At 65.3% G+C, this 25702-nt stretch carries 27 protein-coding genes and 1 tRNA gene; 20 read left to right on the forward strand and 8 right to left on the reverse strand.

Annotated features, from left to right (window positions below; translation table 11 throughout):
- Positions 1-54: 54 nt before the first annotated feature.
- Positions 55-582 (forward strand): CarD family transcriptional regulator, encoded by a 528-nt coding sequence (locus tag ATE71_RS05595; RefSeq protein ID WP_058802493.1) that lies wholly within the window; start codon positions 55-57, stop codon positions 580-582.
- Positions 583-753: 171 nt separating this feature from the next.
- Here the strand turns inward: ATE71_RS05595 and truA are convergent, their stop codons facing one another.
- Both truA and fmt read right to left on the reverse strand, forming a co-directional pair.
- Positions 754-1494 carry a tRNA pseudouridine(38-40) synthase TruA gene (truA, locus tag ATE71_RS05600; RefSeq protein WP_058802494.1) on the reverse strand — a complete coding sequence of 247 codons (741 nt, stop codon included), beginning with the start codon at positions 1492-1494 and terminating at the stop codon, positions 754-756.
- A gap of 95 nt (positions 1495-1589) precedes the next feature.
- The gene (fmt, locus tag ATE71_RS05605; protein WP_058802495.1) at positions 1590-2510 is read right to left on the reverse strand and encodes a methionyl-tRNA formyltransferase; all 921 of its coding nucleotides are present in this window, start codon (positions 2508-2510) and stop codon (positions 1590-1592) included.
- 35 nt (positions 2511-2545) lie between these two features.
- On the opposite strand from fmt, the gene recR reads away from it, so the two are divergent.
- From recR to def, 3 genes are read left to right on the forward strand one after another with little or no spacing between them, the layout of a single operon-like run.
- Complete coding sequence (gene recR, locus ATE71_RS05610) at positions 2546-3142, forward strand: recombination mediator RecR (protein WP_058802496.1); 597 nt, start codon at positions 2546-2548, stop codon at positions 3140-3142.
- Positions 3139-3564, forward strand: coding sequence for a hypothetical protein (locus tag ATE71_RS22025; RefSeq protein ID WP_152998655.1), 426 nt, complete (start codon positions 3139-3141; stop codon positions 3562-3564). Before recR ends, ATE71_RS22025 begins: the two co-directional genes overlap by 4 nt.
- 31 nt (positions 3565-3595) lie before the next feature.
- On the forward strand, positions 3596-4129 hold the full coding sequence (gene def, locus ATE71_RS05615) for a peptide deformylase (protein WP_058802497.1): 534 nt from the start codon (positions 3596-3598) through the stop codon (positions 4127-4129).
- 106 nt (positions 4130-4235) lie between these two features.
- Here def and grpE read toward each other — a convergent pair whose 3' ends face one another.
- Positions 4236-4784: a nucleotide exchange factor GrpE gene (grpE, locus tag ATE71_RS05620; protein WP_058802498.1), complete on the reverse strand. Its 549-nt coding sequence runs from the start codon at positions 4782-4784 to the stop codon at positions 4236-4238.
- 4 nt (positions 4785-4788) lie between these two features.
- Positions 4789-5832, reverse strand: a complete 1044-nt coding sequence (gene hrcA, locus ATE71_RS05625; protein ID WP_058802499.1) for a heat-inducible transcriptional repressor HrcA — start codon at positions 5830-5832, stop codon at positions 4789-4791.
- Between the two features lie 102 nt (positions 5833-5934).
- Between hrcA and rph the strand changes: the two genes are divergently transcribed.
- From rph to ATE71_RS05645, 4 genes are all read left to right on the forward strand, one after another.
- Complete coding sequence (rph, locus tag ATE71_RS05630; protein WP_058802500.1) at positions 5935-6651, forward strand: ribonuclease PH; 717 nt, start codon at positions 5935-5937, stop codon at positions 6649-6651.
- A complete protein-coding gene (gene rdgB / locus ATE71_RS05635) occupies positions 6651-7274 on the forward strand; it encodes an RdgB/HAM1 family non-canonical purine NTP pyrophosphatase (protein WP_058802501.1) in 624 nt (207 codons plus the stop codon). Before rph ends, rdgB begins: the two co-directional genes overlap by 1 nt.
- 11 nt (positions 7275-7285) lie before the next feature.
- The gene (gene hemW, locus ATE71_RS05640) at positions 7286-8431 is read left to right on the forward strand and encodes a radical SAM family heme chaperone HemW (protein ID WP_058802502.1); all 1146 of its coding nucleotides are present in this window, start codon (positions 7286-7288) and stop codon (positions 8429-8431) included.
- Between the two features lie 110 nt (positions 8432-8541).
- Positions 8542-9432, forward strand: a complete 891-nt coding sequence (locus tag ATE71_RS05645; protein ID WP_058802503.1) for a tyrosine recombinase XerC — start codon at positions 8542-8544, stop codon at positions 9430-9432.
- 201 nt (positions 9433-9633) lie between these two features.
- On the opposite strand, the gene ATE71_RS05650 is transcribed toward ATE71_RS05645, so the two are convergent.
- Both ATE71_RS05650 and ATE71_RS05655 read right to left on the reverse strand, forming a co-directional pair.
- The gene (locus ATE71_RS05650; RefSeq protein WP_058802504.1) at positions 9634-10401 is read right to left on the reverse strand and encodes a sulfite exporter TauE/SafE family protein; all 768 of its coding nucleotides are present in this window, start codon (positions 10399-10401) and stop codon (positions 9634-9636) included.
- A gap of 142 nt (positions 10402-10543) precedes the next feature.
- Positions 10544-11470, reverse strand: a complete 927-nt coding sequence (locus tag ATE71_RS05655) for a LysR family transcriptional regulator (RefSeq protein ID WP_058802505.1) — start codon at positions 11468-11470, stop codon at positions 10544-10546.
- Between the two features lie 84 nt (positions 11471-11554).
- On the opposite strand from ATE71_RS05655, the gene ATE71_RS05660 reads away from it, so the two are divergent.
- Positions 11555-11890, forward strand: coding sequence for a hypothetical protein (locus tag ATE71_RS05660; protein WP_058802506.1), 336 nt, complete (start codon positions 11555-11557; stop codon positions 11888-11890).
- A gap of 156 nt (positions 11891-12046) precedes the next feature.
- On the opposite strand, the gene ATE71_RS05665 is transcribed toward ATE71_RS05660, so the two are convergent.
- A complete protein-coding gene (locus tag ATE71_RS05665) occupies positions 12047-13555 on the reverse strand; it encodes a S10 family peptidase (protein WP_058802507.1) in 1509 nt (502 codons plus the stop codon).
- Positions 13556-13652: 97 nt separating this feature from the next.
- Positions 13653-15839, reverse strand: coding sequence for an excinuclease ABC subunit UvrB (uvrB, locus tag ATE71_RS05670; protein ID WP_058802508.1), 2187 nt, complete (start codon positions 15837-15839; stop codon positions 13653-13655).
- Between the two features lie 98 nt (positions 15840-15937).
- Here uvrB and ATE71_RS05675 point away from each other — a divergent pair, with 98 nt between their 5' ends.
- From ATE71_RS05675 to ATE71_RS05725, 11 genes are all read left to right on the forward strand, one after another.
- Positions 15938-16450 (forward strand): DUF3617 domain-containing protein, encoded by a 513-nt coding sequence (locus ATE71_RS05675; RefSeq protein ID WP_058802509.1) that lies wholly within the window; start codon positions 15938-15940, stop codon positions 16448-16450.
- An 88-nt stretch (positions 16451-16538) separates the two neighbouring features.
- Entirely contained in the window at positions 16539-16940 is a 402-nt protein-coding gene (locus ATE71_RS05680; RefSeq protein ID WP_058802556.1) for a VOC family protein, read from the forward strand.
- Positions 16941-16942: 2 nt separating this feature from the next.
- Positions 16943-17524: a hypothetical protein gene (locus ATE71_RS05685; RefSeq protein ID WP_058802510.1), complete on the forward strand. Its 582-nt coding sequence runs from the start codon at positions 16943-16945 to the stop codon at positions 17522-17524.
- A gap of 427 nt (positions 17525-17951) precedes the next feature.
- Complete coding sequence (locus ATE71_RS05690) at positions 17952-19703, forward strand: tetratricopeptide repeat protein (RefSeq protein ID WP_058802511.1); 1752 nt, start codon at positions 17952-17954, stop codon at positions 19701-19703.
- A 256-nt stretch (positions 19704-19959) separates the two neighbouring features.
- Complete coding sequence (locus tag ATE71_RS05695; protein WP_003039428.1) at positions 19960-20196, forward strand: acyl carrier protein; 237 nt, start codon at positions 19960-19962, stop codon at positions 20194-20196.
- Positions 20197-20377: 181 nt separating this feature from the next.
- A complete protein-coding gene (gene fabF, locus ATE71_RS05700; protein ID WP_058802557.1) occupies positions 20378-21640 on the forward strand; it encodes a beta-ketoacyl-ACP synthase II in 1263 nt (420 codons plus the stop codon).
- 207 nt (positions 21641-21847) lie between these two features.
- On the forward strand, positions 21848-22771 hold the full coding sequence (mltG, locus tag ATE71_RS05705) for an endolytic transglycosylase MltG (protein WP_414892556.1): 924 nt from the start codon (positions 21848-21850) through the stop codon (positions 22769-22771).
- Positions 22772-22805: 34 nt separating this feature from the next.
- Positions 22806-23942, forward strand: coding sequence for a Kelch repeat-containing protein (locus ATE71_RS05710; RefSeq protein WP_152998656.1), 1137 nt, complete (start codon positions 22806-22808; stop codon positions 23940-23942).
- A 5-nt stretch (positions 23943-23947) separates the two neighbouring features.
- Complete coding sequence (locus ATE71_RS05715) at positions 23948-24700, forward strand: alpha/beta fold hydrolase (protein ID WP_058802558.1); 753 nt, start codon at positions 23948-23950, stop codon at positions 24698-24700.
- Positions 24701-24930: 230 nt separating this feature from the next.
- Positions 24931-25416 carry a 2'-5' RNA ligase family protein gene (locus ATE71_RS05720; protein WP_058802559.1) on the forward strand — a complete coding sequence of 162 codons (486 nt, stop codon included), beginning with the start codon at positions 24931-24933 and terminating at the stop codon, positions 25414-25416.
- 61 nt (positions 25417-25477) lie between these two features.
- Positions 25478-25554, forward strand: a tRNA-Met gene (locus ATE71_RS05725).
- Positions 25555-25702: the final 148 nt, after the last annotated feature.

The following is a 25702-nucleotide window of genomic DNA, read 5'->3' on the forward strand; positions in this document are numbered from 1 at the left end:
AGTGGTGTTGTCGCACTTTCAGATTAGGGTCAAGGTACAAGAAAAGGAATTTGCATGTCCGTGAACACGCTCTTGTTCGAAGTCGGTGATTATGTCGTTTATCCCAAACATGGCGTGGGGCGCGTCATTGAACTGCAGCGGTCGGAAATCGCCGGCATGCAGCTCGAACTTTATGTCCTGCGCTTCGAAAAGGAAAAGATGACGCTTCGCGTGCCGACGAACAAGGCCGAAGGCGTGGGCATGCGCAAGCTGTCGTCGGACAAGACGCTGAAGGAAGCGCTGCAGGTCCTGACCACCAAGCCGAAGGTGAAGCGCACCATGTGGTCGCGCCGCGCGCAGGAATATGAAGCGAAAATCAATTCGGGCGACCTCGTGTCGATCGCCGAAGTGACCCGCGACCTGTTCCGCGCCGACGATCAGCCCGAACAGAGCTATTCGGAGCGCCAGATCTTCGAAGCGGCGTCGAGCCGCCTCGCGCGCGAACTCGCGGCGATGGAAGAAAGCGACGAAAAGACGGCGCAGGCGAAGATCCTCCAGATCCTCAACGAGCATGCACCGCTTTATTACGCCGAAAAGGTGTAAGCTTCGCATAGCGACAGACAAAGGGGCGGTCCGCAAGGGCCGCCCTTTTTTCTTGGGCCGCTTCGGTGTCCGCCAATTCTCTTTCGTCATGCCGGACTTGATCCGGCATCCATCACGGCGTTGAAATTGTGGACCCCGGATCAAGTCCAGCGTGACGAAGTGTGGGGAATACTACGGATAGGTTGCACCCACGAAATAGAGCCCGTCGGGCGGCGCGTTCAGCCCCAAGGCGTTGCGGTCGGCGGCGTCGAGCGCCGCCTTCAAGTCGCGCGCCGACCATTTTCCGTAACCGACGAGCACGAGGCAACCGACCATCGACCGCACCTGATGATGCAGGAAGCTGCGCGCCGCGGCTTCGACGATCACCTCTTCGCCGTGGCGGCTGATAATCAGCTTGTCGAGCGTCTTCACCGGGCTTTGCGACTGGCAATGCGCCGAGCGGAAGGTGGTGAAATCGTGGAGGCCGATCAGTTGCTGCGCTGCCGCGTGCATCGCGTCGACGTCGAGCGGCTTGGCAACCTGCCACGACAGGCCCCTGTCCCATGTCAGCGGCGCGCGGCGGTTGACGATGCGATATTCGTAACTGCGCCCGGTGCAGGCAAAGCGCGCGTGCCAGTCGTCGGCAACGACCTCGCACCCGATGATGGCGACCGGCGCCGGGCGCAGCTGCGCGTTTAGTGCCTCGGTGAGCTTGAACGGTGTCAGCGGCTTTTCGATGTCGACATGCGCGCGCATCGCGATCGCATGGACGCCGGCGTCGGTGCGGCCCGCGCTCAGCACCTGCACCTCCTCGGCGGTAAAGCGGTGGATCGCTTCCTCGATCGCCTGCTGGACGCTCGGGCCGTGCGCCTGCCGCTGCCAGCCCATGAACGGGCGGCCGTCATATTCGATGGTGAGGGCAAATCTTGTCATCGCCGCCCCTTAGCCGTTCGCATCGAGCGAAGTCGAGATGCCCATCGGCAATGCACGCCTTCGCGTGTCTCGACTTCGCTCGACACGAACGGAAGTCAGGCGAGGCGCGTACCTTTGGCGATCGCACGGCCGCGCAGCAGTTCGGCGGCGTCCATCGCAGGCTTGCCGGCGCGCTGGACGCGCGTCGCGCGGATCGCGCCGGGGTTGCAGGCGATGGTGAGCGCGTCGTCGAGCGTCAGCCCGGGCGTGGCGCCGGCGACGGTGTCGGCGGGATGCACGACCTCGGCGGCGAGGATCTTGTAACGCTCGCCGTCGAGTTCGAAAAAGGCTCCCGGGACCGGATTGAAGGCGCGTACCTGCCGTTCGACCTGCACCGCGCTGGTCAGGAAATCGAGCCGCGCCTCGCTCTTGTCGATCTTTGCGGCATAGGTGACGCCGTCGTCGGGCTGCGCTTCGGGGATGAAAGCGTGGAGCTCGCTCAGCGTCCTCACCATCATCAGCGCGCCCATCTCGGCGAGTTCGTCCGTCAAGGCGCCCGCACTCTTGCGCGCGACCGGCGTCTTCTCGACCAGCCGCATCGCACCGGTGTCGAGCCCGGCATCCATCTGCATGATCGTCACGCCCGTTTCGGCGTCGCCCGCGAGGATCGCGCGCTGAACCGGCGCTGCGCCGCGCCAGCGCGGCAGGATCGATCCATGGACGTTCAGGCACCCCTCGCGTGGAGCGTCGAGCACCGCCTGCGGCAGGATCAGCCCATAGGCGGCGACGACTGCGACATCGAGATCGAGCGCAGCAAATTCCGCCTGCGCTTCCTCGCTTTTCAGGCTGCGCGGCGTGCGGACGGGCAGGCCATGCTCCTCGGCCCAAACCTGCACCGGGCTTTTCTGCAACTTCTTGCCGCGCTGCGCGGGGCGGGGGGGCTGGCTATAGACGGCCACGATGTCGTGCCCCGCCGCGTGGAGCGCGGCGAGCGTCGGCACCGCAAAGGGCGGCGTTCCCATGAAGGCGATGCGCATTGTCATTTCTCGTGCGCCGCTTAAGACCATCCGTCATGGCATCGCAAGAGATTGAAGCGCTCGTCCAGCAACTCGCCCGCCTGCCGGGGCTCGGTCCGCGTTCCGCGCGGCGCGCGGTGCTGCATCTGATGAAGAAGCGCGAGAGCGCGTTCGCGCCGCTGCTCGCAGCGCTCCAGACGGTGTCCGAACGGCTCGTCACCTGCACCATCTGCGGCAATGTCGACACGCAGGACCCGTGCGCGATCTGCGCCGACCCGCGCCGCGATGCGCGCAGCCTGTGCGTCGTCGAGGAGGTGTCGGATCTCTGGGCGCTCGACAAGTCGCGGCTCTTTCCCGGCAAATATCATGTGCTCGGCGGGCGGCTGTCGGCGCTCGAGGGCGTGCGCCCGCAGGATCTCACCATCGACGCGCTCGTCGCGCGTGTCGCCGCGGGCGGGATCGACGAGGTCGTGCTCGCGATGAATGCGACGCTGGAGGGCCAGACGACGGCGCACTATCTCGCCGAGCGGCTTGAGGGCTATCCGGTGCGGCTGACCCAACTGGCGCATGGCCTGCCGGTGGGCGGAGAGCTCGATTATCTCGACGAGGGGACGCTGGCACAGGCACTCAGGGCGCGGCGGCCGGTGGGGTGATCCGCCTTTGGCTCATCACTTTCCTGTGCCTAACGGGCTGCGCATCGGCAGAAATCAAACCTACTAGCGATGAGATGGATCGTGTCGAGACGGTTCTTCAACAAGTACCATGCGTCGGTGATCTGGACGGGTGGGAACGACGCTACTTCTATCATCCCGAATTCTCGGACGAAGAAAACGCTCGTGCCCTCAAAGAAGATAGGATGTCTAGGCCGACCGGTTATGATCGTTCGCTCATCGAAGTTGATCTACGTGAAGCGAATTTCGGAGAGTTCCGCAGCGGACGGAGAAGCTATTCAGATTATCCGCCCGGATCGGCCGACAATGATGATCGGAAATACCGCATGGTGTTCGGAACTTACGATCTGAAAACGAGAAAGCTGAATCTCTATCACTGTGGCGGCAATATCGGGCCCCCTTGACCCCGGCCCCCCGCGACCATACCTGCACCCCATGGCCATCTTACCCATCATTGAGACCCCCGATCCCCGGCTGCGCGTCATTTCCAAGCCCGTCGAGACGTTCGACGCAGAGCTCAAGACGCTGGTCGCCGACATGTTCGAGACGATGTACGACGCGCCCGGCATCGGGCTCGCCGCGATCCAGGTCGGGGTGCCGAAACGCATTCTTGTCATCGACCTGCAGGAACCCGATCCCGACGACGAAGAGGGCAAGAAGGTGATCCGCACCCCGCGCGTCTTCATCAACCCCGTCTTCTCCGACGAGAGCGAGGAGCATAGCGTCTATCAGGAGGGCTGCCTGTCGGTCCCCGAGCAATATGCCGATGTGACGCGTCCCGCCGAAGTCACCGTCGACTGGCAGGACGAGGACGGCAAACCGCATCGGGAACGCATGACGGGCCTGATGGCGACGTGCATCCAGCACGAGCACGACCATCTGGAAGGCATTCTCTTCATCGATCATCTGTCGCGGCTGAAGCGCGAGATGGTGCTGAAGAAATTGGCCAAGCTACGGAAAGCGGCTTGAGGGCTCGCCAAAATGTGAACCCCGGCGAAGGCCGGGGCCCATAATGTCTCAACCTATGTTCGATTAGTCCCATGGGCCCCGGCTTTCGCCGGGGAGCGCTAATCGATTATTCGGCCTTCTTCGCAACCCCCACCATCGCGGGGCGCAGCAGGCGATCCTTCATCATATAGCCCGCCTGCATCTCCTGCACGATCGTGCCGGGTTCCTTGTCGCTTGGGATTTCGAGCATCGCCTGATGTTGGTTCGGGTCGAGCGGCAGGCCGATCGCGGCGATGCGCGTGATGCCGTTGCGTTCGAAGACGCTCAGCAGCTCGCGTTCGGTCGCCTCGAGTCCGGTGATCAGCGGCTTGATCCCCTCGTCGGCGCGCTGTTCGTCGCTGAGTGCGGCGAGCGCGCGGCCGAGATTGTCGGCGACTGACAATATGTCGCGCGCGAATTTCGTCGCGGCATAGGTGTGCGCGTCGGCAATTTCCTTGTCCTTGCGTCGCGTGACATTCTGCGTCTCGGCGCGCGCATAGAGCAGGTCCTGCTGCAAGGCGGCCAGCTGTTCGGCAAGCTTCGCCGTTTCGTCCTGTGTCTCGGTCGCCGGGGTTTCGGCGGCGGTGTCTTCGGTCGCGCCGTCCTCGACGGGCGTATCATTTTCGATATTCGTCATAAACCTATCGTATCAGTCTTGAGAGCGATTGTGCGGTGAAATCCACCATGGGAACGATCCGGGCATAGTTCAAGCGCGTCGGGCCGATTACCCCCACGACACCGACCACGCGCCCGTCCGCGCCGCGATAGGGCGCCGCTATCACGGACGAGCCCGAAAGCGAGAATAATTTATTCTCTGACCCGATGAAAATCCGGGTTGCGCTGCCTTCGCGCGCGCTGTCGAGCAATTGCGCGATATCCTGTTTCGTCTCGAGTTCGTCGAGCAGTTGCCGCACGCGGTCGAGGTCGCCGACCGCGCTGTCGTCTAGCAAATTCGCCTGTCCGCGCACGATCAGCACGGGGCGGTCGGCGCCGTCCGACGACCAGATGGCGAGGCCGCGGCTGACGAGGTCCTGCGCGGCGCGGTCGATCGCGATCCGCTCGTCCTCGATCTCGCGTCGCACTCGCGCCATCGCTTCGGTGAGCGTCAAGCCCGACAGCATCGAGGAGATATAATTGCCCGCCTCGACGAGCGCCGAGGGATTGAGTCCGGCGGGAATCTCGATCACGCGATTCTCAACTGTTCCGTCGCCGGCGACAAGTACGACGAGCGACTGGTTCGCCGACAGAGGCACGAAGGCGAGTTGCTTCAATACCCGCTCATGCTTGGGGACGAGGACAAGGCCGGCGCATGCCGACAGGCCCGACAGCGCCGAGGTCGCCTGCGCGAGCGCGCTTTCGATCGGGCCGCCTTCGGACAGGCTCGCCTCGATCTGCGCGCGGTCCTCGGCGCTTGGCTCGGCAACTTGCATCATCCCGTCAACGAAGAGGCGCAACCCCTGTTCGGTCGGGAGGCGTCCGGCGCTGGTGTGCGGGCTGGCGAGCAGGCCATATTCCTCAAGGTCCTGCATCACATTGCGGATCGACGCGGGCGAGAGGTTGAGCGTCGCGAGCTTTGACAAGGTGCGCGACCCGACCGGCTGTCCGGTCTCCAGATAGGCATCGACGACCAGCCGGAACACATCGCGCGCGCGCGTGGTGAGTTCGGTGATCGGCGGCGTGGTCATGCGAGGGATTTAGGGATGGCAAGCGGCGGGGGCAAGCTATGCTCTGGCCAAGCCGGGTCCGCGCGGCTAAGCGCGCCGCACACATTACAGGAGAATCCCGATATGCGCCCTTCCGGCCGCGCGCCCGACCAGATGCGTCCCATCGCCATCGAAACCGAATTCACCATCCACGCCGAAGGCAGCGTGCTCGTCAGCTTTGGCAATACGAAGGTGCTGGTGACCGCGAGCGTCGACGAGAAGGTGCCGTCGTGGATGCGCGGCAAGGGCGCGGGCTGGGTGACGGCCGAATATGGCATGCTGCCCCGCGCGACGCATACGCGTGGCAGCCGCGAGGCAGCGAAAGGCAAGCAGTCGGGCCGTACGCAGGAAATCCAGCGACTTATCGGCCGCTCCTTGCGCGCCGTCGTCGATATGAAGAAGCTCGGCGAGCGCCAGATCATCATCGACTGCGACGTGATCCAAGCCGACGGCGGCACGCGCACTGCGTCGATTTCGGGCGCGTGGGTCGCGATGCGGCTCGCGGTCGACAAGCTGCTCGCGGCGAAGACGCTGGCCGAGGACCCGATCGAGGACAAGGTTGGAGCGATCTCGTGCGGCATCTATCGGGGCACGCCGGTGCTCGACCTCGATTACGACGAGGATTCAACCGCCGAGGCCGACGGCAATTTCGTGCTGACCGGCAAGGGCCAGATCGTCGAAGTGCAGGCAAGTGCCGAGGGCGCGACCTATGACGAGGAGGGCCTGCTTCGTCTGCTCCGCCTCGCGCGCATTGGCTGCGGCGAGATTTTCGCGGCGCAGGACAAGGCCACCGGACGCTGATGACGCGCAGGCTCGCCCCCGGCAAGCTCGTCATCGCCAGCCACAATGCGGGCAAGGTGCGCGAGATTCGCGCGCTGATCGAACCCTATGGGATCGAGCCGGTGTCGGCGGGCGACCTCGGGCTCGCCGAGCCCGAGGAGACGGGCAAGACATTTCGCGAGAATGCGCTCTTGAAGGCGCATGCGAGCGCGTCGGCGGCGGGGCTCCCCGCGCTCGCCGATGACAGCGGGCTGGAGGTTGCGGCGCTCGGTGGCCGGCCGGGGGTCTACACCGCCGACTGGGCCGAGCGGCAGTGGTTCGAAGGCAATCCGGGCCGCGACTGGTATATGGCGATGGGCAAGGTCGAAGGGCTGCTTGCCGAACAGGGCCCGGATGTCGACCGCAGCGCACGCTTCGTGTGTACGCTGGCACTCGCATGGCCCGACGGCCATGCCGATGTTTACGAAGGGGCCGCGGAGGGCAGCCTGACTTGGCCGCCGCGCGGCAAGCTGGGATTCGGTTACGATCCCGTCTTCATTCCCTCTGGTAAATCATTGACCTTCGCGGAAATCGACCCCGCGGAAAAGCATGCGATCAGCCACCGCGCAGATGCTTTCGCCAAGCTGGTGGCGGGAGCCTTCTAGCGAACGCCCGCATGGCCGAAGCGCTCGCCCTCTATGTCCACTGGCCCTTTTGCGTCAGCAAATGCCCCTATTGCGACTTCAATAGCCATGTACGTGACAGCGTCGATCAGGAGGTCTGGCGCGCGGCGTTGCTGGCGGATTTGCGGCATGAAGCCGCATTGCTGCCGGGGCGCGCGGTGGGCTCGATCTTCTTCGGGGGCGGGACGCCGAGCCTGATGCCGCCGGCAACCGTCGCGGCAGTGATCGCCGAGGCCGACGCATTGTGGGGGCTCGCCGACGATGTCGAGATTACGCTGGAAGCGAACCCCAACTCGGTCGAAGTTGCCAATTTCGCCGATCTTGCCGCCGCGGGGGTCAATCGCGTTTCAATCGGCGTCCAGAGCTTCGATTCGCAAGTGCTTGAATTTCTGGGACGTGCGCACAGCGAGGACGAGGCGCGCCGCGCGATATCGACCGCGCAGGCGCATTTCGCACGCGTCAGCTTCGACCTGATCTATGCGCGGCCCGGCCAGACGCTCGCCGTATGGGAAGCCGAACTTTCGGGCGCGCTGGCGTTCGGCACCGACCATCTCTCGCTCTACCAACTCACCATCGAGCCCGGGACGCGTTTTGCGACGCTGGCGGCCAAAGGCGATCTCGTTATCCCCGATGGCGATGCGGCCGCCGACCTGTTCGACGCGACGCAGGCGATGACGCACGCCGCGGGCCTGCCGCGCTACGAAGTGTCGAACCATGCGCGCATCGGACAGGAAAGCCGGCACAATCTCGCCTATTGGCGCTATGCCGATTATGCGGGTGTCGGCCCCGGCGCGCATGGGCGGCGGCTCGCGCAGGCGACCGAACGACACAAGAAGCCCGAGAATTTCGTCGCGGCTGTGACACGCAACGGCCATGGGCTGAAGGTCGAGACCGACCTGCCGCCGCACGAACGCGCGACCGAGGCGCTGCTGATGGGGCTGCGGCTGACCGAGGGAGTCGACCTTGCGCGGATCGAGGCGCGGAGCGCGCTGGAGCGCGCGGCGTTTGTCGATGCCGATGCGGTGGCGCGACTGGCGGGACAGGGGCTGATACGGCACGACGGCGACCGGCTTGCCGTGACCGACGACGGCATATTGCTGCTCGACTCGATCCTTTCCGAGGTGGTGCGGACCGGCTAGGCTCTCTCTCGCCCCGTTCGTGGCGAGCGAAGTCGACACACCCCTCGACCTCGCGCGGCACCTATGGGCATCTCGGCTTCGCTCGATGCGAACGGGAATGGGGACGTGATTTGGCGCAAGACTTGATCCGCAACTGGGATGCCCATCTGGCGCATGAAAAGCGCCGGTCGGAGCATACGCGCCGCGCCTATATCGCGACCGCAGAGCGGTTTTGCGCCTTCCTGTCGCGCCATCGCGGCGGCGCGGTCGATGCGCGGATGATGAACGGCCTGACCCCGAACGACCTGCGCGCCTATCTGGCCGCGCGGCGCGCCGAGGGATTGGGCAATGCGTCGGCGGCGCGCGAGCTTTCGGCGCTGCGCGGCTTCCTGCGTTTCACCGGCGGGTCGAACGCCAGCGTGCCGCAGATGCGCGGGCCGCGGGTGAAGAAGGGCCTGCCGCGGCCGGTCGCGCCCGCCGAGGCCTTGCAATTGGCGCAGGATGTCGAGGACAATGCGCGCGAGGGCTGGGTCGGCGCGCGCGATTTCGCATTGCTGCTGCTGCTCTATGGCGCCGGACTTCGCATCGGCGAGGCGCTGGCGCTGACCGGCGCGGTGCTGCCGCTCGGCGATACGCTGCGCGTAACCGGCAAAAGGGCCAAGACGCGGATCGTGCCGGTCCTGCCTGCCGTGGCGAAAGCGGTGTCGCGCTATGCCGACACCTGTCCTTACCCGATCGCGAAAGACACGCCGCTGTTCCTCGGCGCGCGCGGCGGCCCGCTCCAGCCGGGCGTGGTTCGGGCGAGCGTGCGATCGGCGCGGCGCGCGCTCGGCCTGCCCGAACGGACGACGCCGCATGCGCTGCGGCACAGCTTTGCGACGCACCTGCTCGCGGGCGGCGCCGACCTGCGCAGCCTGCAGGAATTGCTCGGTCATGCGAGCCTGGCGTCGACGCAGGTCTATACTGCGGTCGATGCCGCGCATTTGCTCGACATCTACCGGAGCGCGCATCCGCGGGCGTGAGGGCGGTTCGGGGTGGGTAGCGGTCTTTAATGTCCTTCCTATGGCGCAGCCTTTGGAAGCGGCGGCGCAGGCGATGGTGGAGGGGCCGCAACCTCGCGGCCATAGCCCCTCCGTCAGCGCTTCGTGCTGCCACCTCCCCATGGCTGCGCCACAGGGAGGATTAAGGCCCACTTCCGACGGCAGCCTGCTATCATCCCGCTATCAGGCCAGCGCCTTGTACAGCCCGAACGCGCTCGTCGCGGTCAGTACGACGCCGACCAGCATCAACATCACCTTGGGCGAGAAACGCTTTGCCATCATCGCACCGATCGGCGCCGCAACGACGCCGCCGATGATCAGCCCCAGCGTCGGTCCCAGGATATCGTCGATGCCGAGGTGCCAGATGAAGGCGAGCGAGACCGCGACGGCCAGAAAGAATTCGACGCTGTTGACCGTACCGACGACCTTGCGCGGTTCGCCGCCCTGGACGAGCAGGTTCGAGGTCACGACCGGGCCCCAGCCGCCGCCGCCCGCGGCATCGAGAAAGCCGCCGACGACCGCGAGCGGGCCGACCACCCTGGGTTTGGAAAATTTGGGCGGGTAGAGCACGCCGCGGATCAGCAGCCAGATGCCGATCAGCACGAGATAACCGAGCACGAAGGGCTTCACGACCTCGGCGTGCAGCGACGACAGCACATAGGCGCCGATCACGCCGCCGATCACGCCGGGGACGAGCAGGCGAAAGAAGAGCGCCCAGTCGATGTTGCGGTGGAACATATGGCTGAGCCCCGACACGCCGGTGGTGAAGATCTCGACGACGTGGATGCGCGCCGAGGCGGTCGCGGGGGGCACGCCGAGCACCGCGACGAGCAGCGTGTTGCAAATCACGCCAAACGCCATGCCGAGCGCGCCGTCGACGAGCTGCGCGGCGAAACCGATCAGGATGAAGGGCAAAAGCGCGCTGAAGTCGATGGCCGCAAGATCGATCATGATTCTTCCCAACTCTTTTAGTTGACAACCTGCTGCCGAGATTTGGGGAAATGCGCCAGCCCAAATTTTCTGCTGGCGACAAAGGGATTTGTTTTTGCGCCCGGTCGAATATCGAGGGGACAGGTTTCGGGGGCCGCAGACCCTAGCTGGCGATCTCGTCGGGCAGATATTCGCGCACATAGTCGATGAAGGCGCGCAGCTTGGGCATCACCTGCTTGCGTCCGGGATAATAGAGGAAGAGGCCCGACGTCGTCGCCGCATAGTCGGTCAGCACCAGTTCGACTTCGCCCGTTTCGACCATCGCCTTCGCCATCGGTTCGGCCATCATCGTCATCGCGACGCCGCTGCGCATCGCGACCAGCGCGGCGATCCAGTCGTTGACGATCACCGGCCCGGTGACGGCGACGTCATATTCGCGATTTCCCTTTTCGAAGGTCCACGGCATCAGGGCGCCGGTTGCGAGCCGAAAGCGGATACAGCGATGGTCGCGCAATTCCTCGGGCGCCGCGGGGCGGCCATATTTTTCGAGATAGGCGGGCGTCGCCGCGACGACGAAGCGGAACGGCCCGGTCAGGCGAACGGCGATCACGTCGGCGTCGAGCGATTCGCCCATCCGCACCCCGGCGTCGAACCCGCCGGCGCTGAGGTCGGAAAGCGCATCGTCGGCGTAAATCTCCAGCTCGATGTCGGGATAGGTTTCGCAAAAACCCGCGATGATCGGTTCGAACAGCGGCTGGACGGCGCCGCGCATCAGGTTGATGCGCAGCCGCCCCGCCGGCCGGTTGCCCAGGTTGCGCGCCGCCTCATAGGCGTCGGTCAGGCCGCTATAGGCGGGCGCGGCGCGTTCGAGGAACATCTCGCCCGCCTGCGTCAATCCGACGCTGCGCGTCGTGCGCATGAACAGCGGCGCGCCGACCCGTGCTTCGAGCGCCTTGACGGTCTGGCTGATGGCGGATGGCGAGACGCCCAGATCGGCGGCGGCGGCAGAAAAGCTACGCCGCTCCGCAACGCGGAGGAAAGCTTCGATCCCGTCGAGCGCCCCATGGGGGATTGTTAAATCCTGCTTCAAGGCACTTGCAGATTATAGAGGATTATCTAAGTGCGCAAGCGCACCTATAAAGGTTGCACAACGAAACGAAAGGAAACCTCTCCCATGTCCTATCAGCTCTCCGCTTTCCGCCGCTTTCCGACCGCTTTTGCCATCGTCGCCGCTTCGGGCCTCGCCTTTGCCGGCCTGATGGCATCGACCACCCCCGCTTATGCCCAGTCGGGCGGCGACTATCGCTGCGCCGGCCTTGCCGAACAGGCACATGTCGCCGCGAACGGCGCCGAAGGCAGCAAGCAGTCGAGCGCGAAGCGCTTTGTTTCGACCGGCAAGAAGCTGTGCGAAGCGGGCAACGAACGCGCCGCCGCCAAGCAGTTCCGCGCCGCGCTCAAGATCGCCGGCGTCGCCGAAGTCGAAACCGACAGCCAGATGGCCTCGCGTTAATTCGCGGCGCCAAGACACACTGACATCAATCTCCGGACCGTCTCTCTCCCTCTCCCCGACGGATCCACTAACTGGGGCGGCACCTGAAAGGGCCGCCCCTCTTATTTTGGGATCGGCACGCCGCACGGCGGCAGCGATCGGCCCTCGCCGCCGTCCCTACCGCGCGCGAATGAAGGCGCGCACATCTTCCGACAATTTATGCCGGTCTTCGTCGCGGATATACATCATGTGGCCCGCGCCATAATATGTGTATTGGATGCGGTCCTGCGGGATGCCGGTGCGCGACAGCGCATATTCGGCGGCGAAAAATGGCGTGGCGAAATCATAATAGCCCTGTGCGACGAGCACCCGCAGCCCCGAATTTTCGCGGAGCGCCTGCCCGATATAGGGCGCGACATTGAGATAGGCGTTGGTGTCGCGGCCGCCGACACGCCAGTCCCACTGGCCGCCGATCCGGCCGATCGACTGATATTCACGGTCGGTCTTGAACCCCAGTCCGTCGCGGCTCCAACTGTTGATCGCGGCGGTGTAGCTCGCATCGATGCCATAGAAGCTCGGATCATTGTCGGGAGTTTCGCCCGCGCTGTCATAATCCTTGCCGGTGTAGCGGCTGTCGAGGCGGCCGACGGTGAGCCCGCGGTCGCGCAGCAATTCCTTGTAGAATCGGCCGGGCGTGACGCGCAGGTCGGCATTTTCGAGGAAAGTTTCGCTGAGGCCGGTGAAGCGCGACAGCTCGCGGCGGATCGCGGCGCGCTCCTCGCCCTGCAATTTCTGGCCCTTGAGCAGCGCGCTGGCATAGGGGCCGATCGCCCATTGCCGCGCTTCCTCGACAAAGGCTTCGACCGACGGCGCGGTTGCCTTGCCATGATAGAGCGCGGTCGCGGCCATCGAGGGCAGGTTGGTGATCGGCGACAGCTCGTTGCCCGGCGTGTCGGCGCCCGCCGCGAAATCGAGCACGGTCGATATCAGGATGATGCCGTTCAGCGCGACGTCATTATAGGTCTCGTTCATCAGCTGGTTGGCGACCGCGGCCGAGCGCGTCGTGCCATAGCTTTCGCCGCCCAGATATTTGGGGCTGTTCCAGCGGCCATTGTCACCCAGCCAGCGGCGGATCACTTCTGCGACGAGCTTGGCGTCCTGGGTGACGCCGTAATAATCCTCGGGGTCGGCCTTGCCGATCAGGTGCGAAAAGCCGGTGCCCGGCGGGTCGATGAACACGACATCGGTGACGTCGAGCAGCGCGTCGGGATTGTCGACGATGGGATAGGGCGGGGCGCCGTCGTCGACGCCGGTGCCGGGGATCGCGACGCGCTTCGGCCCGAATGCCCCCATCATCAGCCAGACGGTGCCCGAACCGGGACCGCCGTTGAACAGGAAGGTCACGGGGCGATTGGGATCGCGCGGTTCCTTGACATAGGATGTGGTGACGACCGCAACTTCGGGCACGCCATCCTTGTTCTTGATGATCGTCTCGCCGATCGTCGCGGCATAGTTGATCCGCTGGCCGCCGAAAGTGCCCGACAGCTTGGTCGTGCGAACCTGCGGCTCATAATCGGCGGGCTTTTCGGCCTTCGCCTTCTCGTCGGCAGGCTTGTCCTGCGCGTGGACGGCGGCGGGCGCGGCGGCGGCAAGCGCCAGGGCGATAAGCGACAGACCTGTTTTCATTGATACTTCTCCCCGTTGCGGGGCGGACCCTAGGCAGCGCGCGGGGAGGGGGCAAGGGTGCTGGTCGGTTGCAGTGGGGTTTTGGTCGAAGGGGTGGCTACCGCCCCCACTTCGTCTTGCTCTGCTTCCCGAAACGCCCCTTGCGCGTCCCCGGTTTGCCCTCGTTGCTGCGCCCCACGCGCGGTGCGACCTGTTGGTCCGGTGGCAAGCCCAGCTCGTCGGCCTCCAGCTTGCGGATTTCGTCGCGGAGGCGGCCAGCTTCCTCGAATTCCAGGTCTGCCGCGGCATCGCGCATCTTCTTTTCGAGTTCCTGGATATAGGCGCGGAGGTTGTGGCCGACCATGTGCTGCGGCTTGTCGTCGCCAATGTCGATGACGACGCCGTCCTTCGATGCGACATGCGCGATGATGTCGCCGATGTTGCGCTTGATCGTCGTCGGGGTGATGCCGTGCTCGGCGTTATAGGCCTGCTGTTTTTCGCGGCGGCGGTCGGTTTCGCGCATCGCGCGCTCCATGCTGCCGGTGATGCGGTCGGCGTAGAGGATGACGCGGCCGTCGACGTTGCGCGCGGCGCGGCCGATCGTCTGAACGAGGCTGGTTTCGCTACGCAGGAAGCCTTCCTTGTCGGCATCGAGGATTGCGACCAGCCCGCATTCGGGGATGTCGAGCCCTTCGCGCAGCAGGTTGATGCCGACCAGCACGTCGAACACGCCGAGCCGAAGGTCGCGGATGATCTCGATGCGCTCCAGCGTCTCGACGTCCGAGTGCATGTAGCGGACCTTCAGCCCCGCTTCGTGGAGGAACTCGGTCAGATCCTCCGCCATGCGCTTGGTCAGCGTCGTCACCAGCGTGCGGTATCCCGCCGCCGCGGTCTTTTTCGCCTCGGCGATCAGGTCGTCGACCTGTTCCTCGACCGGCTTGATCTCGACCGGCGGGTCGATGAGGCCGGTGGGGCGGATCACCTGTTCGGCAAAGACGCCCTGCGTGCGGTCCATTTCCCACGTGCCGGGGGTTGCCGAGACGCTCACCGTCTGCGGGCGCATCATGTCCCATTCGGCGAAGCGCAAGGGCCGGTTGTCGATGCACGACGGTAGGCGAAAGCCATATTCGGCGAGCGTGATCTTGCGGCGATGGTCACCCTTCGACATCGCGCCGATCTGCGGGATCGTCTGGTGGCTTTCGTCGACGAAGAGCAGGGCGTTGTCGGGGAGATATTCGAACAGCGTCGGCGGCGGTTCGCCGGGGAGGCGGCCGGTGAGGAAGCGGCTGTAATTTTCGATGCCCGCGCAGCTGCCGGTCGCGGCGATCATTTCGAGATCGAAATTGGTGCGCTGTTCGAGCCGCTGCGCCTCGAGCAAGCGGCCTTCGGCCTCGAGTTCCTTCAGCCGCTCGGCGAGTTCGTGGCGGATCGCCTCGCTCGCCTGTTTCAGCGTCGGGCCGGGGGTGACATAGTGGCTGTTCGCAAAGACGCGGACGTAATTGAGGCTCGCGATTTTCTTGCCGGTCAGCGGATCGAATTCGGTGATCTCCTCGATCTCGTCGCCGAAGAAGCTGACGCGCCACGCCATATCCTCATAGTGCGACGGGAAGATTTCGAGACTGTCGCCACGCACGCGGAAATTGCCGCGCGCGAACGCCTGGTCGTTGCGCTTGTACTGGAGCGCGACGAGCTTGCGGATGATTTCGCGGCTGTCGGCGACCTGGCCTTTTTTCAGGTCGAAGATCATCGCGGAGTAAGTCTCGACCGATCCGATGCCGTAGAGGCACGACACCGACGCGACGATAATCACATCGTCGCGTTCGAGCAGCGCGCGTGTCGCCGAGTGGCGCATGCGGTCGATCGCCTCGTTTACCGAGCTTTCCTTCTCGATGTAGGTGTCCGACCGCGGTACATAGGCCTCGGGCTGATAATAGTCGTAATAGCTGACGAAATATTCGACCGCATTGTTCGGGAAGAAGCTCTTGAATTCGCCATAGAGCTGCGCCGCGAGGATTTTGTTGGGGGCGAGGATCAGCGCGGGGCGTTGGAGCTCGTCGATGACCTTCGCCATGGTGAAGGTCTTGCCCGACCCGGTGACGCCGAGCAGCACCTGGTCGCGCTCGCCGGCGAGTGCGGTATCGACCAGTTCGCGGATCGCGGTCGGCTGGTCGCCCGCGGGCTCATAATCGCTAACCAGTTCAAATCGCTTGCCGCCTTCGACCTTGTCGGGCCGGGCGGGGCGATGGGGGACATAGCCTTCGGCGGTGTCGATTTCGTCGAGCGAGGTGCGAATCTGGATTGCCATTGCCGCCAATATGGTATCGATTGCGGCCAACGACAATAATGGCGGTTGCAACCAAGTCGCAGCATCTGGGTCCTCCCATTTGCTCAACAGGAGGATGAATGATGAAGAAATTTCTGACGGTCGCCGCGATCGGCGTGCTCGTCGCCGTCTCGGGTTGCGGCAAGAGCGAAAATACCGACGGCCCGGTGAAGCGCGAAGCCGGCAACTGGAAAAATGAAGTCAAGCTGGTGAAATTCGAGGTTCCCGGCATGCCCGCCGAGATGAAGGACGGCATGGCCAAGATGATGGAAAGCGCCGGCAGCATCGACCAGTGCCTGACCCAGGAACAGGCCGACAAGGAAGATATCGCCTCCGAAATCTCGAAAGCGCAGGCCGGCGGCGGCGACTGCAAATGGTCGAAGAACGATATCGCCGGCGGCAAGGTCGACATCGCGGGCACCTGCACCGCCAACGGCCAGACGGTCAACATGACGATGGCCGGCAACGTGACCGCCAAAAAGTCGGACATTGCGGTGACCATCAACGGCAAGACCCCGACGGGCGAGCCGATGGAAATGGTCATCCAGACGAACAGCACGCACACCGGCCCGTGCAAGGCGGCGACGACCTGAGCCGCCGCGCTCCAGCGCAAAATATTCGGGGGGCGTCGATGGCAATCGGCGCCCCTTTGTTATAGGCCATAGGCGGAAGGGGATGGCGATGCTTGGCTATGTCACGATGGGAACCGACGACCTCGATCGGGCGCGGGAATTTTACGCGGCGTTGCTCGGCACGATCGGTGCGAGCGAATTGATGCGCATGTCGGACAGCGAAGCGAACGGCTTTACTCTCTATGCCACCGGCTGGGGCCAACCGGGCATCGCGGTGACACGGCCCTATGACGGCAAGCCGATGGATCGCGGCAACGGCCATATGGCGGCGATCGTCGTCGACGAACGGGCCAAGGTCGATGCGCTGCACGCCAAGGCGCTCGAACTCGGCGGGACGTGCGAAGGCGCGCCGGGGGTGCGCGGCGACGAGGGTGAGCAGGCCTTCTATGCTGCCTATTTCCGCGACCTCGACGGCAACAAGCTCTGCGCATTCCGCATCGGCGCGGCCTGAATTTGGGCGGCTGGCCGGGTCACCGCGCCACCCCACTGCTGCTGGGCCTCGCTGCCGGGCTGGCCGCGGTCGCGGCGGGTCTGCTGGCGAGAAACGAAGCCGCCGAACGCGCCGCGCGGGCCCCGCGCTGGACCGCGCGGGCCGGACTGCCGCTTTTCCTCGTCGCGTTCCTCGCCTCCGCGCTCGTGCGGCGCTGGCCGGGGAAGGCGACGCGCGCGCTGCTTCGCCGCCGCCGCCAATGGGGGCTGGGCTTTGTGCTTGCGCACACGATCCACCTCGTCGCGCTGGGCAGCAATGTGATCGTCTATGCGCCGGGGCGGACGTGGCAGTCGCTGATCGGCGGCGGGCTGGCCTATGTCCTGCTCTATCTGATGGCGCGAACCTCGACCGACGGGTGGCAGCGGCGGCTCGGCCGCTGGTGGGGCGGCTCCACACCGTCGGCATTATTATCTGTGGTTCATTTTCACCGCGAGCTACGCTGGTCGCGCGCTGGGCGACGATCCGGACAAGTGCGTCGTCGGGCTGGTCTTTACCGGCATCATGATCGCCGCGCTGGCGCTGCGTCTGTGGCCGCGCCGAGGTAGCGCCCTTGCTGGACCGAAGGGATGAGGAAGGGATCGACTTGCCGGGCGGACGGACAGGTGGGGCTGTCGCGCCGCCCGGCGAAGTCTTGGAATGAAGCCGGAGGGGGGTTGAAAAGTGCCAGGGACCAGCTCGCACCTTTCGCCTTTCGGCCTCAACGCCGCGCCATCGTAGGAATGTCGCGACGCCCGAAAAGATGACACAATTTGACACGCGTGGCAGTTACAAGGGGTCACATGCCGAAATGTTGCCGTTTGATAACCAATTCTTAACCCGATTTCCCCTTTTTCCGGGCGGATTGGCGAGCGGGTTTTCTTCTGATATGCCGTGCGGCCCGCCTGTTACCGTTACGTGGAAGTAACAATGGCTGGTCGCACTCGATGATTGGCGTATCTACCGGCCCGCCCGTCGGGGGCATTTGAGGGTAGCATGGACCACGCGAAAGCGAATGAAGCACAGAGTTCGGCCGAGACCGACCGGATCATCGCGGAGGAGCTAGAGCGACTGCTCGAGTCCCCGATGTTCGTCCGTTCACCCGTGCTGTCGCGCCTGCTGCAATTCCTTGTCGAGCATCGCCTGCGCGGCGGGCGCAGCGCGCCGAAAGCCTATGCCATCGCGACCGAGGCGCTGGGCCGGAGCGAGGATTTCGACCCCGCCGTCGACAGCTATCCGCGCGTCATGGTCGGCCGGCTGCGCACGCTGCTCGACCGTTATTATGCCGATACGCCATGGATTCACCGGCTGCGCGTGCCGCAAGGCAGTTACGAGGTCGTCGTCCAGCATCGGTCGGCGCCGCCGACGCGGTCGTCCGATGACGCGGTCGGCGGCGATGACGTCAAGGCAGCGGCCGCGGCGGGCAATTCCGGGCGGCCCGCCGGGGCATCGCGTCCTTCGGCCAGCGGGCCCGCCTTGGGTCGCTGGCTGGTCGTCCTTGCCCTGCTGATCGTCGCGCTGTCGGCGCTCTGGACGCTACGCGGCGGGCCGGGCCGCCTGTTCGCGGGCGAGCCGGTGCCCCTGCCGCTGATCGAGGTCAGCGCCCCGGCGGCGGGCAATTCGCCCGAATCGCGCGCGTTGGCGCGGGCGCTCGACGGAAAGCTGCGCGACGGCCTGCGGCGGTTCGCGCTGGTCGACCTGCTGAGTGCGAAGGCGCCGGGCGCTGCGACCCCGCGGACGGGTGACTATCGGCTCGATACGTCGCTGGTGCGCCGGATCGACGGAAGCTCCGACATCACGCTGGTACTCAACCGCGTGGCGGATCAGCGCACCATCTGGTCGCAGCTCTTGCGCGTGGGCGACGAGGATACGCCCGAATATGTCGGGCTGGAGCCCGCGATCGCGCAGATCGCGGGCGACTATGGCGTGATCGTGCGCGACCAGGTCGAACGCCAGCCCGATAATTTTTCGGCCGGTTATCCCTGCCTCGCCCAGTTCAACAAGGTGCGCCAGCTGCGCAACACAGCATCGGTCAAGCAGGTCGATTCCTGCCTGCGCGCGACATTGCGGGGCAACCCTCGCGATTCGGCCTCGCTCGCGGCGCTGTCGCTGCTCCGTTACGGCGACTGGCAGCCGCTGCGACGGACCGCGGCAGGCCACGAGGCGCTGACCGAAGCGCGCGCGCTGGCGGAGCAAGCCTATGAGAGCAGCCCCAATTCGGCGGCCGGCATGTTCGCGATGGCGCGCGCGCATTTCTACGCCGGCAATTGCCCCGCGGGCAATGCGATGGGCGACGCGGCGCTGGCGCTCAACCCCTATGACGCCGACATGTCGGGCTTCCTGGGCCTGTTCAAGGTGACGTGCGGATTGATGCCCGAGGGCGAGGCGCTGCTCCGCCGGTCGCTCGCGCTCGACGCCTCCTATCCGGGGGTTCCGGCGGTGACGTTGGCGTTCATCCTTTCGCAGCGCGGCGAGCAGGAGGAGGCGCAGTCGATCCTCGACGATATGCCGTCGCCCAGCAACATGGAGCCGCAATATATGATGGTGCGGTCGATCGTGCTCGCCCGGCGCGGCCGGTTGCCCGAAGCGCGGGCGCAATGGCAGCAACTGCTCGATTATACGCGGCAGCCCGCCGGGGCCGCGCCGGAAGTGGTGGTGAGCCGCTTCGTCATCACCCCCGTCGTCGTCCAGCGGGCCGCGGCGGCGCTGCGCGAATCAGGCGTCGTTCCGGCCAGCCCTGCACGCTGACGGCGCCGCGCCCCTCGCCGGGCGGCGGCCGGGGCGATGGTTCGACCTTGAAGGCGGCGGGGGCATTGCCTATTTTCGGCAAGCAGGTGCCGAAAGGGGCAGAAAGGACACGGACGGCACGGGGTATTTGCGGACGAAATCCGGGGCAATGCGGCGGTTCGCCGACCGGCTGGCGCCAGCCCTCTTGCCAGTCCCGCCCACGCGCACTAGGGCAATTTTCAACATTCACGAACAGGTCAGAAAAAAGGAACTGTGCATGAGCGATTCGGCCGAAAAGGTTAAAAAGATCGTCGTCGAACATCTGGGCGTCGAAGCCGACAAGGTTACCGAGGAAGCGAGCTTCATCGACGATCTGGGCGCCGACAGCCTCGACATCGTCGAACTGGTGATGGCGTTCGAAGAAGAATTCGGCGTCGAAATCCCCGACGATGCGGCGGAAAAGATCGCCACCGTCAAGGACGCGATCGACTATATCGAAGCGAACAAGGGCTGATCGAGCCCGTCCGGCGTTGCCGGACGCGGCGGCGACGCCGTCAATGCGTTTCCGGCTTCCCGGTCCATGGCCCCGCGCCCTGTGACCGGGGAGCTTTTTTTATGCGCGATGTTTCTCTAGAAGCGCGCCGAGCGAATTGATGCGGGTCGCTGCGGGGGCAGGGCCGATGAAAGGAATGATTATGCGCCGGGTTGTGGTGACGGGTCTGGGTTTGGTGACGCCGCTGGGCGGCGATGTCGAAACCAGCTGGAAGAATCTGATCGCGGGCAAATCGGGCGCCGGCACGATCACCCATTTCGACGCGTCGGACCAGAAATGTACCATCGCGTGCGAAGTCAAAGGGCCTGATCACGAATATGGTTTCGATCCGGGCAAGCGCGTCGACCACAAGGTCCAGCGCCAGGTCGACCCCTTCATCATCTTTGGTATCGACGCCGCGGGACAGGCGCTCGAAGACGCCGGCCTGACCGACATGCCCGAGGAATTGAAGGTGCGCGCCGGCTGCTCGATCGGCTCGGGCATCGGCGGGCTGCCGGGCATCGAGAGCGAAAGCCTGCTGCTCGCCGAAAAGGGCCCGGGCCGCGTGTCGCCGCACTTCGTCCACGGCCGTCTGATCAACCTCATTTCGGGGCAGGTCAGCATCAAATATGGCCTGAAGGGCCCGAACCACGCCGTCGTCACCGCCTGCTCGACCGGCGCGCACTCGATCGGCGACGCGGCGCGGATGATCCGCGACGACGACGCCGACATCATGCTCGCGGGCGGCGCCGAGGCGACGATCTGCCCGATCGGCATCGCGGGCTTCGCGCAGGCGCGCGCGCTCAACATGACCTACAACGACCGCCCCGAACAGGCGAGCCGCCCCTATGACAAGGACCGCGACGGCTTTGTGATGGGCGAGGGCGCGGGCGTCGTCGTGCTCGAGGAATATGAGCATGCCAAGGCGCGCGGCGCGAAAATCTACGCCGAGGTTGTCGGCTATGGCCTGTCGGGCGATGCCTATCATGTCACCGCGCCCGATCCCGAAATGGACGGCGCCTTCCGCTCGATGAGCGCCGCGCTCAAGAAGGCGGGCATGACCCCCGCCGACATCGACTATATCAACGCGCACGGCACCTCGACGATGGCCGATACGATCGAACTCGGCGCGGTGAAGCGGTTGTTCGGCGACGCGATGGCCAATGTCTCGATGAGCTCGACCAAGTCGGCGATCGGCCACCTGCTCGGCGGCGCGGGCGCGGTCGAGACGATCTTCTGCATCCTCGCGATCCGCGACCAGATCGTGCCCCCGACGCTCAATCTCGACAACCCCGACGAGGGCACCGAGGGCGCCGACCTGGTTCCCAAGGTCGCGAAGAAGCGCAAGGTCAAGGCCGCGCTCAACAACAGCTTCGGTTTCGGCGGCACCAACGCCAGCCTGATCGTCAAGGCGGTCGAGGACTGACCGTTCAAATCCTCCCTGTGGCAAAGCCATGGGGAGGATCTAATCCCTCTTTCCTACATTGCGCGGCCATGCTCTAGCAGCAGGGAGTTCGCCGAGGCTTCGCTTAAAGCCACAAAGGACACAGTCCGGCCCGGCGCACGCGGGTCTTTTGTGGCTTTAAGCTGGGCCAATGACTGACGGGAGAATCCGGTGCATCCGTTTCGCTGGCTGACGATCGCGATCTTTGCGCTGCTGCTCGCTGCCTGTTCCCCCGGCGCGCCGAAGGATGCCGAAGTCGTCATCCCGCAAGGCGCGAGCATCGCCAAAGCAGGCGAGATCCTGGAGGAAGCGGGGCTCGTCTCGGCCTCGAGTTTCCGCAATCAGGCGCGTTTCTTCGGCTCGGACGATCCGATCAAGCCCGGCGAGTATAAAATTGAAAAGGGGATGGACGCGGGCGACATCCTCGCGTTGTTCCAGTCGGGCAAGACGATCCAGCGGCTCGTGGTGATACCCGAAGGCATGCCGTCGATCATGGTGTGGGAACGGCTGATGGCCGAAAAACGGCTGAAGGGCGAAATTCCAGTTCCCGCCGAGGGCAGCATCCTGCCCGACTCCTATGCCTTCACGACCGGCGAGAGCCGCGCCGCGGTGGTGAAGCGGATGCAGGCGGCGATGGACAAGGCGTTCGCCGAACTCTGGGCCAAACGCACCCCGCGCGCCGCGGTGAAGGACCGCAACGAAGCGATCACGCTCGCGTCGATCGTCGAGAAGGAAACCGCCGTCGCGGCCGAACGCCGGACCGTCGCGGGGGTCTATACCAACCGGCTCGGCGTCGGGATGCGGCTCCAGGCCGATCCGACGATCATCTATCCGATCACCAAGGGCAAGCCGCTCGGCCGCCGTATCTTGCGTTCCGAAATCCAGGCGGTGAACGGCTACAACACCTACAGCATGGCCGGGCTGCCCAAGGGGCCGATCGCCAATCCGGGCAAGGCGTCGATCGCCGCCGTGCTCGATCCAGAGGCGAACGATTATCTCTTCTTCGTTGCCAAGGGCGACGGCAGCCATGTCTTTTCGCGCACGCTATCCGAACATAATGCCAATGTGCAGAAATGGTATGCGCTTCGCCGCGAGCGGGGGGAGATGGAGTAGCAACCGCGCCTGGGAAGTCAGAAGGAGGACGCCGATGCGCCGATTGTTGGGATTGTCCGCCGCCGCGCTCGCGCTTGCCGCCTGCATGAGCGGCGGCGGGGCGGCCGAGAAGGACGCGGCCGACGTCCGCATCGAACAGGGCCCCGGGCTCGGCGCGCCGCGCGCGACGCACCAGCTGGTCGCCGTGGGCAGCGACACTCTGCTCGCCATCGGCGGCTGCGTCGAATCGGGCTGCGAGGCTGGCCCCGCCAGCGCGACGGTCGATATTATCGCGGTGCCGGGCATGAAGGTAATTGCGACCGGACGCCTGCTCGCGCCGCGAATCCAGCCTTCGGCGGTGGCGTTGCCCGGCGGCAAGGCGCTGATCCTCGGCGGCTGGGTCGACGGGCGCGTGAGCGCCGCGACCGAAATCTTCGAGCCCGCCACCGGCCGCTCGGTGGCGGGGCCGGCGTTGGCGGTACCGCGCAACGCGCCGACCGTCGTCACATTGACCGACGGGCGCATCCTGATCGCTGGGGGATATGACGGCAAGGACGTGCGCGCCGACGCCGAAATCTTCGATCCGGCGACGGGCCGGTTGACGCGCACGGGATCGCTCGCCGCCGCGCGCAGCGGCGCGACGGGAACCTTGCTCGCCGACGGCCGGGTGCTGATCGTCGGCGGCGGCCGCCCCGACCGCGAACCGCGGCGCGCGCTCGCGAGCGCCGAGATTTTCGACCCCGCGAGCGGGCGCTTTGCCGCAGCGGGCAGTCTTGCGCAGGGGCGCTACAAGCATGGTGCGGTGCGGCTCGCCGATGGCGATGTGCTGATCGTAGGGGGCTCGGACATCCGCGACTACGGGGGCAAGCTGCGCTCGGTCGAACGTTACGACGTTGCTGCGGGACGCTTCGTCCCCGCCGGCAATCTCGCCGATCCGCGCTTCAAGATCGCCGACGGGCTGTTGCTGCTCCCCGGGGGGCGCGTCCTCGTCGCGGCGGGCGACACCGCGCCCGAGATTTTCGATATCGCCAGCGGTACTGGCCGCCGGATCGACTACGACCTCGGTGGCCAGTGGAATTATATGACGCTCGTGCGCGCCGACGCGCGCACCGCGTTGCTCGCCGGCGGCTATCGCGAGGGGCGCATCGAGCCCAGCGCGCAAAGCTGGATCGTCCATCTGCCGAAGGGGTGAAGGTCATGACCACTGCGAAGCTGTTCATCCATGGTGTCCCCGACAGCCCGTTGATCTGGGAGCCGCTGCTGGCTGCGCTCGACCTTGGCGACACGCCCGTCGCGGTCCCCGCGCTTCCCGGCTTCACCGGCCCGCTCCCCGCGGGCTTTCCGGCGACTAAGGAAGCCTATGCCGACTGGGCGGTGGGACAGGCCGAAGCCTTGTTCGCCGCGCACGGCCGGGTCGACATCGTCGGCCACGACTGGGGCGCGTTGATCGCACAGCGCGTGGCGATGCTGCGTCCCGACCTGATCCGCAGCTGGGCGATTTCGAATGCGGTGATCGAACCTGACTATCGCGGGCACCGCATCGCGCGCATCTGGAACACCCCCGTGCTCGGCGAAATCTTCATGGCGCTGAGCAAGGCCGACAAGCTCGTCGACGGGCTCGCCGCGCAAGGGATGCCCGCCGACATCGCACGCGAAGAGGCGGAGCAATGGAAGAGCAGGGACAAGCGCCGCGCGATCCTCAAGCTCTATCGTTCGGCAAAGGGGCTGAGCTTCGCACAGGACTGGGCGCTCGATATCCCGAAACTGCCCGCGAACGGCGCGCTGATCTGGGGCGAGGGCGATCCCTATGTCGCGCTGGCGGTTGCGCAGCGCTATGCCACGAGCACCGGTACGCCGCTGACGGTGATCGAAGCGGCGGGGCATTGGGCGATTGCCGAGCGCCCGCAAGCGGTCGCCGCGGCGCTCCATAGCTTCTGGAACGGCCTGTAAAGCGACGATAATATTATTTCATCGTTTTGAACGATTATTGTGACACAATAAATCGATTGGATTGCCGGGCCGGCCGGGTCCATTCGTTGGCTATCGAGAAAGGGCGTCCCATGGACGATGGCAAACCTCCCCCTGAATTGCCTCGCCCATCCCTTTCCGAAGCAGATGGCCCGGGCTTCTCCCCTCCCTACCGGACCACTGGCGCCGTGCCCATCATCGTCACCGCGACGATGGGCGCGGCGGACCAGCGCCTTTTCGACGCGCTGCGCAGCGCGCATTTCCCGCCTGATCGCAATCATCTTGCGGCACATATCACGCTTTTCCACCAGTTGCCGCCATCGGGCCTCGACGAACTGGAACGGCTGGTGCGCAGCATCGCGGCCGATACGCCGCCGCCCGCCGCGATGCTGCGTGAAGTCTATTCGCTAGGGCGGGGTGTCGCCTTTCGAGTCGAGAGCCCCGAATTGCTCGCCATCCGCGACCGCATCGCCGATCGCTTCGCCGGAATGCTGACCGCGCAGGACCGGGGGACGCCGCGCCTCCATGTTACGGTCCAGAACAAGGTTCCCCCGGCAGAAGCGCGTGCGCTGCTTGCCGAACTGGCGTCCGGTTTCCGCCCGCGTCCGCTCGCGATCGTGGGCCTCGCGGCGCACCATTATCGTGGCGGCCCGTGGGAACCCGCCTTCGCGCACAGTTTTCGCGCGACGCGCAGATGATATTGACCGGCGCGATGAGCCTGCCTATAGGCGCTGCTCGTCCGATACGGCGGCCTTTCGGGGCGGAGTAGCTCAGCAGGTTAGAGCAGCGGAATCATAATCCGCGTGTCGGGGGTTCGAGTCCCTCCTCCGCTACCAACCCGGATTGTCCACCAGTGACCCACTGAGGCCACTGGCAGACATTTTTCGAGGAAAATCAAATATTTTTCGCGTCCCGTTGCGTACGCCGGCGTCCCGGTGCGACCGGCTGCGGCCACCCACGGCGATTTGGATTGGGGGTATTTTG

It is taken from the genome of Sphingopyxis sp. H115 (assembly GCF_001468465.1).
Classification (GTDB): Bacteria; Pseudomonadota; Alphaproteobacteria; order Sphingomonadales; family Sphingomonadaceae; genus Sphingopyxis.